The organism is Streptomyces sp. NPDC051636 (assembly GCF_044453765.1).
Classification (GTDB): domain Bacteria; phylum Actinomycetota; class Actinomycetes; order Streptomycetales; family Streptomycetaceae; genus Streptomyces.
In genome coordinates this window covers 182,215-195,396 of the sequence record NZ_JBITDA010000011.1, presented here as the reverse complement: position 1 = coordinate 195,396, position 13,182 = coordinate 182,215, and the positions used below count along the sequence as shown (strand labels likewise).

Below are 13,182 nucleotides of genomic sequence, written 5' to 3'. Positions count from 1 at the left end.
AACCTCTTCCGAGCCGTTGGCACAGCACCCAGGACAAGGCAGTATCACCCTGTGGCCGATCTCATCACCGTTGAGGACCCCGCCGACCCGCGTCTGCGTGACTACACGGGCCTGACCGACGTCGAGCTGCGGCGCAAGCGCGAACCCGCCGAGGGCCTGTTCATCGCCGAGGGCGAGAAGGTCATCCGGCGGGCCAAGGAAGCGGGCTACGAGATGCGCTCGATGCTGCTCTCGGCCAAGTGGATCGACGTCATGCGCGACGTCATCGACGAGCTCCCGGCCCCCGTGTACGCCGTCAGCCCCGAGCTCGCCGAACAGGTCACCGGCTATCACGTGCACCGCGGCGCCCTCGCCTCCATGCAGCGCAAACCGCTGCCGACGGCGGTCGAACTGCTGCGGTCCGCACGCCGGGTGGTGGTCATGGAGTCCGTGAACGACCACACCAACATCGGCGCGATCTTCCGGTCGGCCGCCGCCCTCGGCATGGACGCCGTCCTGCTCTCCCCGGACTGCGCAGACCCGCTCTACCGCCGCAGCGTCAAGGTCTCGATGGGCGCGGTCTTCTCCGTGCCCTACGCCCGCCTCGACACCTGGCCCAAGGCCCTGGACTCCGTCCGCGAGGCCGGCTTCACCCTCCTCGCGCTCACCCCGGACGAGAAGGCGAGGCCCCTCGACGAGGCGGCCCCGCACCGGATGGACCGCGTCGCCCTCATGCTCGGCGCCGAGGGCGACGGCCTGTCCACCCAGGCCCTGGTCGCCGCCGACGAATGGGTGCGCATCCCCATGTCCCACGGCGTCGACTCCCTCAACGTCGGCGCGGCGGCCGCGGTCGCCTTCTACGCGGTGGCCACCAGCCGCCCGGAGGCCTAGTCGGGTGTCGTGCGGGACGCCGTCGTCGCCGTACTCCGGCGCGGCGACCGGGTCCTGGTCATCCGCCGCGAGCCGGGCTCCCATTCTGTTCGGGGCTCTCAGGCCGAGGCGCTCGTACGGGACGTCCGCGAAGAGGTCGGCCTGCCGGAGGAGTTCCTGGCCCTGGACCCGGTCTTCGACGGCGACCGCGAGTTCTTCGACGGGATCCTGCCCGGCCTCGGGCGTGACGCTACTGGCTGACGTCCGGCGGTCCGGCGTCCGCCGGCCCCGGCTGCACGCGCGCGTGCTGCGCGTGTACGACACCACCGGCGCCGCCGAGCCCGTGCGCGGGCCCCTGGCAGCCCTGGGCCGCCGCGATGCCGAGGGCGACCAGCAGGGTCACCACGACGAAGACGAACAGCCGCTGCCGCAGCAGCCGGGGATTGGCGGGCCGCCGCCCGGTTCCCGTGGGACGCGGCCCCGGACGGCCGGTCCCGCCGCGCGGAAGCGGACGGCCCCCGCTGCCGGACCGTGGGGTGGTGCGTGAGCCCGGGCCCGTCCGTGCCCCGTCCGTCCGGGCGCCGCCCGTGCGCGCCCCGTCCGGTCGCGACGGCAGACCGCCACCCCGCGGGGCACCGCCACCGCGCGAGGGGGTGGCGCCCCGCACGGGAGCCGCGCCGCGCGGCGCCGGGGTGCCCGGCGAGGGATGCGGACGCCGCTGGGTGCGCTGCGGCTCCGGATAGCTCTCGGTGAGCCGCCCGGTGGGCCGGTCCGTCTCGGCGGCGCGCGGCGCGGGCGGCCGGACGTCTCCCAGACCCTGGGCCTCACGCGCCGCGATCTCCTTCAGCCGCAGCGACAGTTGGAGCGTGCTCGGACGCTCCTCCGGATCCTTCGCAAGACAGGCCCGCACGAGTGGCGCGAGCGCGTCCGGCACGCCGTGCAACTGCGGCTCCTCGTGCACCACCCGGTACAGCATCACCTCGGAACTGCCGTGCCCGAAGGGAGAGTCGCCCGTCGACGCGTACGCCAGCGTCGCCCCCAGCGAGAACACGTCCGTCGCCGGGGTGACCGCGGCGCCGCGCACCTGCTCGGGCGCCAGGAAGCCGGGGGAGCCGACCGCCGTGCCCACGTGCGTGAGCGTGGAGGCGCCCGTGGACCAGGCGATACCGAAGTCGATGATCCGCGGCCCCTTCGGGGACAGCAGGATGTTGGACGGCTTCAGGTCCCGGTGCACCACCCCGGCCTCGTGCACGGCGACCAGCCCCTCGGACAGCGCGGCCCCGATCGAGGCCGCCTCCGCCGCGCCGAGCGGGCCCTCGTCGGCGACCTTGTCGTGCAGGGACGGCCCGGGCACGTACTGCGTGGCGAACCACGGCCGTTCCGCCTCCAGGTCCGCCGCCACCAGCCGTGCCGTACACCCGCCCCTGATCCGCCGCGCCGCCGAGACCTCCCGCGCGAACCGCGACCGGAACTCCTGGTCCTCCGCCAGGTCCGGTCGGATGACCTTCAGGGCGACCCGCTGCCCCTTCTTGTCGGAGCCCAGGTAGACGACGCCCATCCCGCCCGCGCCGAGCCGTCTGTGAAGCCTGAACGAGCCGACGACGCGCGGGTCCTCGCGCCTCAGGCGCATCATCGCCATGTTCATCCCCGCTGCCCGGTCCGTGTGACGTGGCACAGCTTACGTTTCCACGGCCCGCCGCGCGCATAGGCCGCGCCCTCTCGGCCGGATGGATTGTCAGTGCCGGGTGGGAGACTTGAGAGGTGGTCAGGGAGCCGTCGGCAAGCGGGTCTTTGAATCTGCTGTGAGATCAACCGGCCGTCACTGAAGGGGGATTGGACGCGTGAAGGGAGACCGAGTGGAGATAGTCGTGGACGCGGGGGACACGACACGGACGTACGAGGTGGTGGCGAGCCGTGCGGGCCGCCGCGTGGAGACGGCGGTACGGCGGGGCGTGATCGAAGTGAGCGAAGTCACGCGCAGCGGGACTGTCGTGCGTACGGCCCGTTTCATGGCGAACCGGGTCCTGGCCCTCGTCGAGCAGCCGGTGCCCCGCGAGGACGGCTCGGAAAAGCAGGGGCACTCCGGACGCCCCATCAGGGAAGACCCCGAGACCTAGGGCCGCGTCTCCACCCAGGGGAGTACGCCGCAGGTCACGGCTCATCCTCCGGGAGGCCCGCCATTCGGTACGAAGGCATGACGCCCGCCGCTCGCCGCGCGCCTAGATTTGGGGTCAAGCGGCGGGTGCAGCACTCGTCCCCCGAGGTCAGACACCCGCCGCTGCAGACGACAACCGAGACGGTCAGGAGAGGGACCATGGCCCACACGGCTCCGCGGACGCTGGTCCGCGCACAGGGACGCACCGCGTTCCGGCCCCGCCGTACGGGCCGCCGCCACCCCCTGGTGGCGACGCTCATGGCCCTTCCCCTGGCGGCCCTGCTCCTCCTCGTCTTCGACGGCTGGGAGACAGTGGCCACACAGGCGTCGTCCGTGGGTGTGATGCTGGGGCGCTGAGCGGCGACCCCAGGCCCGGAAGAGCGGTCCGGGCGGGGACATCCATCCATGAAACCCCGTGGGGACGGGGGTGCGGCGGACGGCACAAATGCCGGCGCAGCTGGGGAGCTGCGCCGGCATTGCTGTGCGCCCGGGCTCTTGCCTCGGGACGGGACTCTTGTCGAAGCGCCGCCGTCACCAGCCTGCCGATCTCCTTCTCGGACACACGTCCACCGTCGACCAGACGGTCGAAGACCAGCCCGTCCACACAGGCCAGCAGGGTGACGGTGCGCTCCTCGGCGTCCGCCGGCCTTGTGCCGCCAGAAAGTCGCACACCACTCGCCGTCCCGCGTTGTCGGCGGCACGAGGATCTCCCGCGGTCCGGGGTGGGCACGCTCTCGATCGCGCACGCGTAGCGCGCGAGGGAGCGCCGTCGGCCGTTTCCCGTGAGCCGTCCTTCGACGGGGGCGGCGATCCCGGCCACCAATCGAGTTGACGACCGACCTCGAGCTGACCTGGGGGAAGGGCGCCGAGTTCGGTCACATCGCGTTCGCCGACGGCCGGGCCGAAGGGCACGCGGTCCTCAACTCCCCGCCCGGTGTACGGCACGCGGACGCCCTGGCCGCGCTGCGCCACCGCTTCGGCGACTGGCACGATCCGATCCCCGCGTTGCTGGACGGCGACCCGCCCCGAGGCCGTGCTCCACCATGACATCCACGAACTGGCGACACCCTTGGCCGCCCTCACCGCGAGCCGCGTCGCACTGCTCGGTGACGCGGCCCACGCCATGAACCCCGAACCTCGGCCAGGGCGCCTGCCAGGCACTCGAACACGCGGCCACGCCGGCCGCCGCACTCGCCACCGCGCCCGGCGTCGAATCGGCACTGGCCCGCTGCGACAGCGAGCGCCGCCCGCGCAGCCAGTCCGTCGCCCGCGCCGCCCGCCGGGCCGGCCGACTGGGCCGGCAGCTGACCAACCCGCCGGCCGTCGCCACCCGCAACACCGCCCTCCGGCCGGCCCCGTCCCGCGCGACCCTCCGCACCATCCTGCGGCACGCCGACCGGACACCGCCGAGCCTTGCCGGCCGGCCGGTGGCACACCGTGAGGAGTCACCGTAGACGCACCCCGGCGCTGGACGACTCCGAGACCGGACAGATGGGTGGGCCCCACCGCGAACGGCGTGGGCGTCTTCCGTGGTGTCCTTTGGCGCGGCGGCTCCCGCGCGGCCCCCGCCGCCCACCGGCGTACGCTCACGGGAACACCCTCCCGCCCCGCAGAGGAACCCGTGACCGCAGACGTACTGCCGCAGCTGACCGCGAAGGTCACAGCCGCCGCCCACCCGGGCGGAGCCCCCTGCGCATGCGGAACCGCGCCCGTCACCCTCGCCGACCGCCCCGACGCCACCGTCGTCCACCACGCCGGTGCCGTCGCCAAGGCCCACGCCCCGGAGACGGACCCCGCCGAGCTGACCCGCCGCATGGCCACGGCCGGGCGCCTCCCGGATGTACTCCTCGCCCCCCTGACCCCGGCCCCCGCAGAGCTGAACGGCCGACTCGTCAGCTTCTGGCCGTACGGCACCCCCGTCGACCCGGACGACCCGGACGCCGCCCCCTGGGAAGCCGCCGCCACGCTCCTCGCCCGTCTCCACCGAGCCCCCGCACCACCCTCCACACCTCCGATGCGCGGCCCCGCGAAAGCCGCCCGCGCCCTCACCCGCCTCCGGTCGGCCCTGGCCAAGAAGGAGCATCCCGCCGCCCTGCCCGTCCTGCGCGCCTGGGCGGCCCTTCCCGCCTGGGCCCGTGCCGAGGCCCCCATGCCCGACACCGGTACCCTCTGCCACGGCGACCTCCACCTCGGCCAGCTCGTCCGCCATCCGGCCCCGGACGGCCCCTGGCGGCTCATCGACGTCGACGACCTCGGGGTGGGCGTCCCGGGCTGGGACCTGGCCCGCCCCGCCGCCTGGTACGCCTGCGGACTGCTCCCGCCCGACGAGTGGACCCGCTTCCTGACCGCCTACCGCACCGCAGGCGGCCCGGCCGTGCCCGGGGACGCAGACCCCTGGCCCGCCCTGGACGTCCCGGCCCGCGCCCTCACCGCCCAGACCGCCGCCCTGGCGATCACGAAGGCGCTCGCGGCGGACCGCCCCCTGGACGAGGTGGAGCAGGCTCTGGTCGACGCCTGCGAACGAATGGGTGCGGCCCCGCCCCGGTTGACGCACGGATTCCCGAAGTAAGGTGCAACCGACCGGGGCCGCACGGAGTCTGTCCTGGGGAAACACGAAGCAGGACCAACCGGCGAGGAGTTGAGCCGACCATGCAGTGTCCGAAGTGCCATGCGCCGATGCACACGTACAACCGCAACGGCGTTCAGATCGAGCAGTGCAGCGGCTGCCGCGGCATCTTTCTCGACTACGGCGAGCTGGAGTCGCTGACGCGCCTGGAGACCCAGTGGTCCCAGCCCGCCCCGCCGCCCCCGCCCGCCCCGCAGGCCTACCCGGCCCCGCCGACCCCCGCCTGGGGCGCCCCGCAGCACGGCGGCGGCCACTACGGTGGTCACGGTGGCCACCAGCGCCACAAGAGCTTCGGCCACATGTTGTTCTCCAGCTGAACCCACTGGGCCCACCGGGTCCACGACGAAGCCCCCGGCCGTACGAGACGGCCGGGGGCTCCGGTGTGCGTGGACGATACTGGGATTGAACCAGTGACCTCTTCCGTGTCAGGGAAGCGCTCTCCCGCTGAGCTAATCGTCCGTGCGCGATACTGGGATTGAACCAGTGACCTCTTCCGTGTCAGGGAAGCGCTCTCCCGCTGAGCTAATCGCGCGGGTTCGGATCTTGCCGTAGGTGCTGGAAGATCCAGTGGACGATACTGGGATTGAACCAGTGACCTCTTCCGTGTCAGGGAAGCGCTCTCCCGCTGAGCTAATCGTCCTTGGAGGTGGAGACGGGATTTGAACCCGTGTAGACGGCTTTGCAGGCCGTTGCCTCGCCTCTCGGCCACTCCACCAGGAGTGCAGGGGGCCGGGAAGACCCCTCTCCTTCGAGCGGACGACGAGGCTCGAACTCGCGACCTCAACCTTGGCAAGGTTGCGCTCTACCAACTGAGCTACGTCCGCCTGTCGTTTCGGTTCGCTTCCGCGTCCCGGCGACGTGTTGAACTCTAGCGGATTCCCGGGCCAGCACAAAAACGCGTTTGCGCAGCGTGCTGCACTGCACTCGACGGACGCCGTGGTCAGGGCACCGGCGAGGACACGTCCGGGCCACCCGCGCGACACCCGCCCTAGACTCGACTCCGTGCTCCACCTGCCTCCTCTCGCCCGCTTCGGCGACCGTGTCGCCACCGGCCTCCTCGACGTCACCAGCGATCCGGCGGCCCTGGACTCCACCGGCTTCTGGGCCGTCTGCGCTGACTTCGAGGGCCGTCTGACCTGCGCACGCTTCGCGGACGTACGAGAGGAGCCGGTGCCCGCCCCGGCGCCGGGGAAGTGGCGTGGCCCCGCCGTGGACGACTGGACGTCCTCCCTCGACCGCGCGGCGTACACGGCAGCCGTCGACCGGATCCGCGCGCACATCGCGGCCGGCGAGGTCTACCAGGCCAACCTCTGCCGCGTTCTGACCGCGCCCGTCCCCCGGGACACGGATGTGGACGCCTTGACCGCCCTGCTGGCGCGGGGCAACCCGGCGCCGTACGCAGGAACGATTCGGCTGCCGGAGCACGGCGTGGAGATCGCCACCGCCTCGCCCGAGCTGTTCCTGCGCCGGGACGGACGGACCGTCGAGTCCGGGCCGATCAAGGGGACGGCGCCGACCGAGGCGGAGCTCCTGGAGAAGGACTACGCCGAGAACGTGATGATCGTGGACCTGGTCCGCAACGACATCGGGCGCGTCTGCACCACCGGCAGCGTCACCGTCCCCGACCTGTGCGCCGTGGAGAAGCACCCCGGCCTGGTCCACCTCGTCTCCACGGTCCGCGGCGAGCTGCGCGACGGCGCCGGCTGGCCCGAGCTGCTCGCCGCCGCCTTCCCGCCCGGCTCGGTCACCGGCGCCCCCAAGTCGAGCGCCCTGAGAATCATCGACGCCCTGGAGACGGCGCCCCGCGGTCCGTACTGCGGCGGCATCGGCTGGGTCGACGCCGACCGCGGCACCGGTGAGCTGGCCGTGGGCATCCGCACCTTCTGGATCGACCGCGCGGGGGGCGTTCTGCGCTTCGGCACCGGCGCCGGCATCACCTGGGGGTCCGACCCCGAGGGGGAGTGGCGGGAGACCGAGCTGAAGGCGTCCCGGCTGCTCGCGGTAGCGTCGGGGGCGTACGAGGACAGTGGAGGGGCTCTCCCCTGCTGTGCTGACCCGGGGTACGACCCCCGGATCCCCGGCCCATTCGACGCACCCGGTGACGATTTGCGAGGTAGGGACCAGTGAAGGTTTGGCTGGACGGCGGGCTGCAGGACGTCGGGACCGCCCGCGTCTCCGTCTTCGACCACGGGCTGACCGTGGGCGACGGCATCTTCGAGACGGTGAAGGCGGTCCACGGCAAGCCCTTCGCGCTCACCCGGCACCTCGACCGGCTGACCCGCTCCGCCCGGGGCCTGGGCCTGCCCGACCCCGACCACGACGAGGTCCGCCGCGCCTGCGCGGCCGTCCTCGAGGCCAACCCGACGCCGCTCGGCCGGCTGCGCATCACCTACACCGGCGGCCAGGGCCCGCTCGGCTCCGACCGCGGCGAGCACGGACCGACCCTGGTGGTCGCCCTCGGCGAGACCGGCCGCCGCCCCGATTCCACCGCCGTGATCACCGTCCCCTGGACCCGTAACGAGCGCGGCGCGCTCACCGGCCTGAAGACCACCTCGTACGCCGAGAACGTCGTCGCCCTCGCCCGCGCACACGAACAGGGCGCCTCCGAGGCGCTGTTCGGCAACACGGTCGGGCAGCTGTGCGAGGGCACGGGCTCCAACGTGTTCGTCGTCCTGGACGGCGAGATCCACACCCCGCCGCTCGCCTCCGGCTGCCTCGCCGGCATCACCCGCGCCCTGACCGTGGAGTGGACCGGCGCGAAGGAGACCGACCTGCCGCTGGATGTCCTGGAGCGGGCCGACGAGGTCTTCCTGACCTCCACGCTGCGGGACGTCCAGGCCGTGCACCGGGTCGACGGCCGAGAACTGTCCGGCGCTCCGGGGCCGGTGACCGCCAAGGCGATGCGGATCTTCGAGGAGCGGTCCGGGAACGACCTCGATCCCTGACGGCGGGGATTTCCAGCTGACCTGGGGCCTCTGGCCGGGTAGAACAGCTGTGATGACCACGACCCTGCGGCCGACCGAGCCGCTCCAGCGCGATGCCGACGGGGCGCTGTCCCGCCACTTCCAGGTGTGCGTGAACAGCCGTCCCGTGGGTGCGGTACACCTCACCACGCACCCCTCCTTCGGGCCCGCCGTCGCTCAGATCCACGACCTGCGCATCGAGGAACCGGACCGCGGGCGCGGCCGGGGCGCGGTGGCCGCGCTGGCCGCCGAGGAGGTGGCGCGCGGCTGGGGCTGCAAGCGGATCGAGATATCGGTGGCCGCCGAGGCGGAGCCCGCGCTGCGGCTCGCCACGGCGCTCGGCTACGTCCACCGCAACCGCGGCATGGTCAAGCCGCTCGGGGACACCCCGCCGGATCTGCCCGAAGGCAGCCGGAGCAGGCCGATGACCGAGGCCGAGTACGGGCCGTGGCGCGAGCACGGCGAGGCGAGCTACGTCCACGACTGGACCAGCCGCGGTGTGCCGGAGGAGCAGGCGGTGGCCAAGGCGCGCGCGGACTACGCGCACCTGCTGCCGCACGGCCTCGCGACCGAGGGCATGGTGCTGAGCGTCCTGGAGCACGAGGGCACCGGGGTCGGCGCCCTGTGGCTGTCACTGGCCGGAGAGACCGCCTTCGTCTGCGACGTCGAGACGGACGAGGCCTTCCGTGGCCGGGGCCACGGACGCACCCTGATGCTGCTGGCCGAGCGGCAGGCGGTGACCGCCGGGAAGCGCGTCCTCGGCCTCAACGTGTTCGCCGGCAACACCCCGGCCGAGCGGCTGTACGACTCGCTCGGATACCTGCCGGTGAGTTACACGATGCACAAGACCCTGCTCTGAGGTCAGGCCTCCCCGGCGAGCAGCCGGTCCGCGATCTCCTCGACGCGCTCGCGCAACCCCTCCTGGCTCTTGCCCCCGTCGAGGCGCTCGCCTCCGATGACGTACGTCGGGGTGCCGGTGACGCCGATGGCCTTGCCCTCGGCCTGGTCGGCGTCGACGATCAGGATGTGCCGGCCGTCGATCAGCGCGGTGTCGAACTCCTCGGCGTCCAGACCGAGTTCCCGGGCCACCTCGACCAGGAAGGGTTCTCCCTCACGGTCCAGCTCCTCGACCCGGCCCAGGACCGCCTCCACATACGCCCAGCCCTGCCCCTGCTCCAGCGCCTCCTCGGCAGCCTGGGCGGCGGCGAACGCGTGCTTGTGCTTCTCCAGCGGGAAGTGCCGCAACCGCAGCTCCAGACGGTCGCCGTAGCGGGCGCGCAGGGCGCGCAGGTCTTCCAGGGCGCTGCGGCAGTCGGGGCACTGGAGTTCGCACCACACGTCGAGAACCGGCACCGGGGCGGCGGTGCGCGCGGGGGAGGAGTCGCTCATGAACGCCAGTCTCCCAGGCCGGGCTCCACCGGCCCAATCGGGACCGTACGGCGCGACCGGCACCTGGGGAGGAGGGGACCCGGAGATGTCCCTGATGTCGGGCCGGGGCATGGCCTCGCGGGTACGGGGAGGTGCACGATGGAGTGGACGCGGTGTCGCGGTGTGCCGTGACCCGCCACTGCCACGGCGGGGGCACGCGAGACACGCCCTGCCGCGCCCTTCCCGACCGAGCCGCCAGGAGGATCGGATGATTGCCGAGACCGTCTGTTCCGCCGTGTCCGCGGCCGGCCTGGGCATCGCGGTGGTCACCGCCTACCGCAGGCGCTTCCTGGCCGCCGCCCGCATCGCCGCGTACTCGCTGGTGCCGGTGGGCCTGGTGATGACCGGCGTCGTCGGCTGGCTGGCCGACACGGCGTTCAGTCCGACGGCATGGGCCGGCTTCGGGGTGCTGGGCGCGGCCTGGGCCCTCTTCGCGACGACCCGGGCCGTGGAGCGCCGGCGCGGGGGGAGCCGGGCGGAGCGGAAGGCGGCGAGGGCCGCAGCCGGGCGCGAGGCGGTGGCTCCGACAGCCTCGGCGCCCTCCCTGGGCCCCGGGACCCGTCCCGCGCCCCGTCCCGCGACCGCGCCCCGTGCCACCGACTCCGCGGACGACTTCAGCGACGTCGAGGCCATCCTCAAGAAGCACGGCATATGACGTCGCTCTGAGCTGACGCCCCTGAGCTGACCTCCCTGAGCGGGCCCCCTGGGGGAACAGAGACCGTCTCCGGCGTGTCCGAAAATGATCATTGCTCGGCCGGAACCGAACCCGACATCAAGGATTTCGGCGAACTGCCATTCATTCCGCGCGTGTTGATCGCGGAGCGGGTGCCCGCTGGGTCATCATCACCGCGAGATGCTGGACACGCCACAGAGCGAGGCCGCGCCGCCGAAGGACGAGCCGCGCGGGTGCCTCTTCGCCCTTTCCCAGCCACCGCTGATGATCTTCCTTGCGGTGATCGGGTGTCTGCTCCTCATGGCTGCGCTGCACGATCTGCTGTGGCTGTGAGCCGTACACGCCCGTCCCCGGTGTCACCCGCCGGGGGCGGCGTCGGCGGCGGCGTCGGGCACAGCACTGGCTGGGCGCTCAGCCCGCCGCCTCTTTCCGCCTGGCCCGGTAGGCGGCCACGTGCAGTCGGTTTCCGCAGGTGCGGCTGTCGCAGTAGCGGCGTGAGCGGTTGCGGGAGAGATCGACGAAGGCCCGCCGGCAGTCGGGCGCCTCGCAGCGCCGCAGGCGCTCCTGCTCCCCGGCCACCACGAAGAACGCCAGCGCCATCCCGCAGTCGGCGGCGAGGTGGTCGGCCACGGAGGCGCCGGGAGCGAAGTAGTGCACGTGCCAGTCGTAGCCGTCGTGATCGGTGAGCCGGGGCGTCGTGCCCGCGGCGGCGACCAGCTCGTTGATCAACCCGGCGGCGGTCCGGGGGTCCGGGGCGGCGAAGATCCCCGCGAACCGTCCGCGGACCTTGCGCACCGCCGACAGGTCGAACTCCGAGAGCACCCCCACATCGCTGATCTCGTGGTTCCGGACGAAATCCTCGAGAGCCGCGACGTCCGGCAGCCCGTCCGCCGCGTCGTCCTCCGGCACGGTGTTCACCAGATCCACCACGGTGTCGAGGGCACACCGGGTGTCGTGGGTGATCAGCACGTTTCGCTCCCTGGCCTGGGGTCGGGCGGGCGCCCGCCGATGCTGGCCGATGGTAGCGACATCCGCGGCCACCACACCGGGCCCCCGCCCCACCGTCGGCTGCCGGTAGAACGGCTGCGTGGGGACCGGGGTTCCCGATGGCGCTCAGCGGACCCGGCGAACACCGACACCGCCCCCGCGAACACGAACGGTGACGGCGTCGGTCATGCCGTATGCGGTTGTCCTGGCCCGAGAGCCGCCCGAACCGTCTCCCCGAGTTGGACGGTGTCGGCCGGCTTCGAGATCCCGCTGCCTAGCTTTCCGCCAGGATGTGCGAGAGCTCCTGATCCAGATCGAAGTGCCGGTGTTCCGTGCCGGGCGGCACGGCCGCGTCCGTCCGCTTCAGGAAGGACTCCAGGGCCCGCGCAGGGGCCTCGAGCAGGGCCTCCCCCTCCGGGGAGCTCAGGGCGATGCACACGACGCCCTGACCATGGCTCCGGGACGGCCAGACGCGGACGTCGCCGGTGCCGGTGGGACGGTGAAGCCCCTCGGCGAGGAGGTCGCGGGCGAACACCCACTCGACGGTCTCCTCGGCTCCGGTGTGGAAGGTGGCGTGCACGGCGTAGGGGTCGGCCGTGTCGTACCGCAGGCCTGCGGGGACAGGCAGGGAGGACTCGCTCGACACAACGAGGCGCAGGTGCAGCTCGCAGCTGACCGTGGTGTTCATAAGCGCCAGGGCCTTTCGCTCAGTGTGCGCTCGGGGATTCGCACGTCGGCGAAATCGACATGCCACCTACGGTGCCGTTGTAAACCCCTCTGAGTGTTTTGCGTGCCTTTATGTAACTCTTCCGGCCGACGACCTGTCCGCGAGGTACGTCCATTCCGGTGATTGGTTTCGCTCGGGTAGGGTTTCGTCGTATGAATACGGGGAGTAACGAGCCGAGTGGCGAGCCTGGCGAGGGTGCCGTGGCGTCGGACAAGGCGGAACCGAAGGCGGACGGGGCGCGGGACGAGCGGGGACTCGGATCGCGGGCGCCGGGGTTCATCAAGGCCCGGCGCTACCTCCACCTGAGCTGGCAGGTCGGCGTCTTCGTCATCGGCCTCGCGGTCGTGGCGGCCGGGATCGTCATGCTGCCGCTGCCCGGGCCGGGCTGGGTCGTGATCTTCGGCGGCATGGCGATCTGGGCGACCGAGTTCGTCTGGGCCCAGCTCGTGCTCCGCTGGACCAAGCGCAAGGTCACCGAGGCGGCCCAGCGGGCCCTCGACCCCAGGGTGCGCCGCCGGAACATCATCCTGACCTCGGTCGGGGTGGTGGTCGTGGGGGTTCTCGCCGGGATCTACCTGTGGAAGTTCGGTCTGGTGATGCCCTGGAAGATCGAGAACCAGTGAACCGACCAGCCCCTGACATGGTGCAGCCCTGACATGGGGTAATGTTCTCCCTGCGTCCGGGCGATTAGCTCAGTGGGAGAGCGCTTCGTTCACACCGAAGAGGTCACTGGTTCGAACCCAGTATCGCCCACCATCCGGACACCCGGAATCG

16 protein-coding genes, 6 tRNA genes and 2 pseudogenes are annotated in these 13,182 nt (G+C 72.4%); 14 read left to right on the top strand and 10 right to left on the bottom strand.

Annotation, left to right across the window (positions count from 1 at the left end; all coding sequences use genetic code 11):
- Positions 1–51: 51 nt before the first annotated feature.
- Together ACIBBH_RS21265 and ACIBBH_RS21260 are read left to right on the top strand one after the other, a co-directional pair.
- Positions 52–870 carry a TrmH family RNA methyltransferase gene (locus ACIBBH_RS21265; RefSeq protein ID WP_399406758.1) on the top strand — a complete coding sequence of 273 codons (819 nt, stop codon included), beginning with the start codon at positions 52–54 and terminating at the stop codon, positions 868–870.
- A gap of 9 nt (positions 871–879) precedes the next feature.
- Positions 880–1,110 (top strand): hypothetical protein, encoded by a 231-nt coding sequence (locus ACIBBH_RS21260; protein WP_399406756.1) that lies wholly within the window; start codon positions 880–882, stop codon positions 1,108–1,110.
- On the opposite strand, the gene ACIBBH_RS21255 is transcribed toward ACIBBH_RS21260, so the two are convergent.
- A complete protein-coding gene (locus ACIBBH_RS21255) occupies positions 1,100–2,494 on the bottom strand; it encodes a protein kinase (protein WP_399406754.1) in 1,395 nt (464 codons plus the stop codon). The two genes, ACIBBH_RS21260 and ACIBBH_RS21255, sit on opposite strands and share 11 nt — an antisense overlap.
- Positions 2,495–2,690: 196 nt before the next feature.
- Here ACIBBH_RS21255 and ACIBBH_RS21250 point away from each other — a divergent pair, with 196 nt between their 5' ends.
- Positions 2,691–2,966 carry a hypothetical protein gene (locus tag ACIBBH_RS21250; RefSeq protein WP_399406752.1) on the top strand — a complete coding sequence of 92 codons (276 nt, stop codon included), beginning with the start codon at positions 2,691–2,693 and terminating at the stop codon, positions 2,964–2,966.
- A 197-nt stretch (positions 2,967–3,163) separates the two neighbouring features.
- The gene (locus ACIBBH_RS21245) at positions 3,164–3,361 is read left to right on the top strand and encodes a hypothetical protein (protein ID WP_399406750.1); all 198 of its coding nucleotides are present in this window, start codon (positions 3,164–3,166) and stop codon (positions 3,359–3,361) included.
- A gap of 220 nt (positions 3,362–3,581) precedes the next feature.
- Here ACIBBH_RS21245 and ACIBBH_RS21240 read toward each other — a convergent pair.
- A pseudogene (locus ACIBBH_RS21240) lies at positions 3,582–3,824 on the bottom strand (TetR family transcriptional regulator); the annotation flags it as partial.
- Between ACIBBH_RS21240 and ACIBBH_RS21235 the strand changes: the two are divergent.
- From ACIBBH_RS21235 to ACIBBH_RS21225, 3 genes and pseudogenes are all read left to right on the top strand, one after another.
- Positions 3,824–4,458, top strand: a pseudogene (locus ACIBBH_RS21235) (FAD-dependent monooxygenase); the annotation flags it as partial. The pseudogenes ACIBBH_RS21240 and ACIBBH_RS21235 sit on opposite strands and share 1 nt — an antisense overlap.
- A 167-nt stretch (positions 4,459–4,625) precedes the next feature.
- Positions 4,626–5,573, top strand: a complete 948-nt coding sequence (locus ACIBBH_RS21230) for a phosphotransferase family protein (protein WP_399406748.1) — start codon at positions 4,626–4,628, stop codon at positions 5,571–5,573.
- A gap of 80 nt (positions 5,574–5,653) precedes the next feature.
- Positions 5,654–5,947: a zf-TFIIB domain-containing protein gene (locus tag ACIBBH_RS21225; protein WP_399406746.1), complete on the top strand. Its 294-nt coding sequence runs from the start codon at positions 5,654–5,656 to the stop codon at positions 5,945–5,947.
- Positions 5,948–6,017: 70 nt separating this feature from the next.
- On the opposite strand, the gene ACIBBH_RS21220 is transcribed toward ACIBBH_RS21225, so the two are convergent.
- The 5 genes from ACIBBH_RS21220 to ACIBBH_RS21200 all read right to left on the bottom strand — a co-directional run bounded on the left by ACIBBH_RS21220 (position 6,018) and on the right by ACIBBH_RS21200 (position 6,454).
- Positions 6,018–6,089, bottom strand: a tRNA-Val gene (locus tag ACIBBH_RS21220).
- Position 6,090: 1 nt separating this feature from the next.
- Positions 6,091–6,162 (bottom strand) — tRNA-Val (locus ACIBBH_RS21215).
- A gap of 36 nt (positions 6,163–6,198) precedes the next feature.
- Positions 6,199–6,270 (bottom strand) — tRNA-Val (locus ACIBBH_RS21210).
- A 1-nt stretch (position 6,271) separates the two neighbouring features.
- Positions 6,272–6,345: transfer RNA gene (locus ACIBBH_RS21205), tRNA-Cys, on the bottom strand.
- Between the two features lie 36 nt (positions 6,346–6,381).
- A tRNA-Gly gene (locus ACIBBH_RS21200) sits at positions 6,382–6,454 on the bottom strand.
- A gap of 178 nt (positions 6,455–6,632) precedes the next feature.
- Between ACIBBH_RS21200 and ACIBBH_RS21195 the strand changes: the two genes are divergently transcribed.
- From ACIBBH_RS21195 to ACIBBH_RS21185, 3 genes are read left to right on the top strand one after another with little or no spacing between them, the layout of a single operon-like run.
- Positions 6,633–7,757 carry a chorismate-binding protein gene (locus tag ACIBBH_RS21195; protein WP_399406744.1) on the top strand — a complete coding sequence of 375 codons (1,125 nt, stop codon included), beginning with the start codon at positions 6,633–6,635 and terminating at the stop codon, positions 7,755–7,757.
- Complete coding sequence (locus ACIBBH_RS21190) at positions 7,754–8,575, top strand: aminotransferase class IV (RefSeq protein ID WP_399406741.1); 822 nt, start codon at positions 7,754–7,756, stop codon at positions 8,573–8,575. Before ACIBBH_RS21195 ends, ACIBBH_RS21190 begins: the two co-directional genes overlap by 4 nt.
- A 52-nt stretch (positions 8,576–8,627) precedes the next feature.
- Entirely contained in the window at positions 8,628–9,452 is an 825-nt protein-coding gene (locus tag ACIBBH_RS21185) for a GNAT family N-acetyltransferase (RefSeq protein WP_399406739.1), read from the top strand.
- Positions 9,453–9,454: 2 nt separating this feature from the next.
- On the opposite strand, the gene ACIBBH_RS21180 is transcribed toward ACIBBH_RS21185, so the two are convergent.
- Positions 9,455–9,982: a DsbA family protein gene (locus tag ACIBBH_RS21180; protein ID WP_399406737.1), complete on the bottom strand. Its 528-nt coding sequence runs from the start codon at positions 9,980–9,982 to the stop codon at positions 9,455–9,457.
- Between the two features lie 247 nt (positions 9,983–10,229).
- Here ACIBBH_RS21180 and ACIBBH_RS21175 point away from each other — a divergent pair, with 247 nt between their 5' ends.
- Both ACIBBH_RS21175 and ACIBBH_RS21170 read left to right on the top strand, forming a co-directional pair.
- Positions 10,230–10,676: a hypothetical protein gene (locus ACIBBH_RS21175; RefSeq protein WP_399406735.1), complete on the top strand. Its 447-nt coding sequence runs from the start codon at positions 10,230–10,232 to the stop codon at positions 10,674–10,676.
- A gap of 198 nt (positions 10,677–10,874) precedes the next feature.
- On the top strand, positions 10,875–11,027 hold the full coding sequence (locus tag ACIBBH_RS21170) for a hypothetical protein (protein WP_399406734.1): 153 nt from the start codon (positions 10,875–10,877) through the stop codon (positions 11,025–11,027).
- A gap of 78 nt (positions 11,028–11,105) precedes the next feature.
- On the opposite strand, the gene ACIBBH_RS21165 is transcribed toward ACIBBH_RS21170, so the two are convergent.
- Both ACIBBH_RS21165 and ACIBBH_RS21160 read right to left on the bottom strand, forming a co-directional pair.
- On the bottom strand, positions 11,106–11,663 hold the full coding sequence (locus ACIBBH_RS21165; protein WP_399406732.1) for a CGNR zinc finger domain-containing protein: 558 nt from the start codon (positions 11,661–11,663) through the stop codon (positions 11,106–11,108).
- Between the two features lie 292 nt (positions 11,664–11,955).
- Positions 11,956–12,369 carry an SsgA family sporulation/cell division regulator gene (locus tag ACIBBH_RS21160; protein WP_004002642.1) on the bottom strand — a complete coding sequence of 138 codons (414 nt, stop codon included), beginning with the start codon at positions 12,367–12,369 and terminating at the stop codon, positions 11,956–11,958.
- A gap of 191 nt (positions 12,370–12,560) precedes the next feature.
- Here ACIBBH_RS21160 and ACIBBH_RS21155 point away from each other — a divergent pair, with 191 nt between their 5' ends.
- Positions 12,561–13,031: a TIGR02611 family protein gene (locus ACIBBH_RS21155; protein WP_399406730.1), complete on the top strand. Its 471-nt coding sequence runs from the start codon at positions 12,561–12,563 to the stop codon at positions 13,029–13,031.
- Between the two features lie 58 nt (positions 13,032–13,089).
- Positions 13,090–13,164 (top strand) — tRNA-Val (locus ACIBBH_RS21150).
- The last annotated feature ends 18 nt before the right edge of the window (positions 13,165–13,182 follow it).

Coding starts and splice junctions, on each gene's coding strand:
- ACIBBH_RS21245 (WP_399406750.1), top strand. CDS start 3,164: ATGGCCCACACGGCTCCGCGGACGCTGGTCCGCGCACAGGGACGCACC.
- ACIBBH_RS21175 (WP_399406735.1), top strand. CDS start 10,230: ATGATTGCCGAGACCGTCTGTTCCGCCGTGTCCGCGGCCGGCCTGGGC.
- ACIBBH_RS21180 (WP_399406737.1), bottom strand. CDS start 9,982: ATGAGCGACTCCTCCCCCGCGCGCACCGCCGCCCCGGTGCCGGTTCTC.
- ACIBBH_RS21225 (WP_399406746.1), top strand. CDS start 5,654: ATGCAGTGTCCGAAGTGCCATGCGCCGATGCACACGTACAACCGCAAC.
- ACIBBH_RS21170 (WP_399406734.1), top strand. CDS start 10,875: ATGCTGGACACGCCACAGAGCGAGGCCGCGCCGCCGAAGGACGAGCCG.
- ACIBBH_RS21255 (WP_399406754.1), bottom strand. CDS start 2,494: ATGAACATGGCGATGATGCGCCTGAGGCGCGAGGACCCGCGCGTCGTC.
- ACIBBH_RS21155 (WP_399406730.1), top strand. CDS start 12,561: ATGAATACGGGGAGTAACGAGCCGAGTGGCGAGCCTGGCGAGGGTGCC.
- ACIBBH_RS21160 (WP_004002642.1), bottom strand. CDS start 12,369: ATGAACACCACGGTCAGCTGCGAGCTGCACCTGCGCCTCGTTGTGTCG.
- ACIBBH_RS21185 (WP_399406739.1), top strand. CDS start 8,628: ATGACCACGACCCTGCGGCCGACCGAGCCGCTCCAGCGCGATGCCGAC.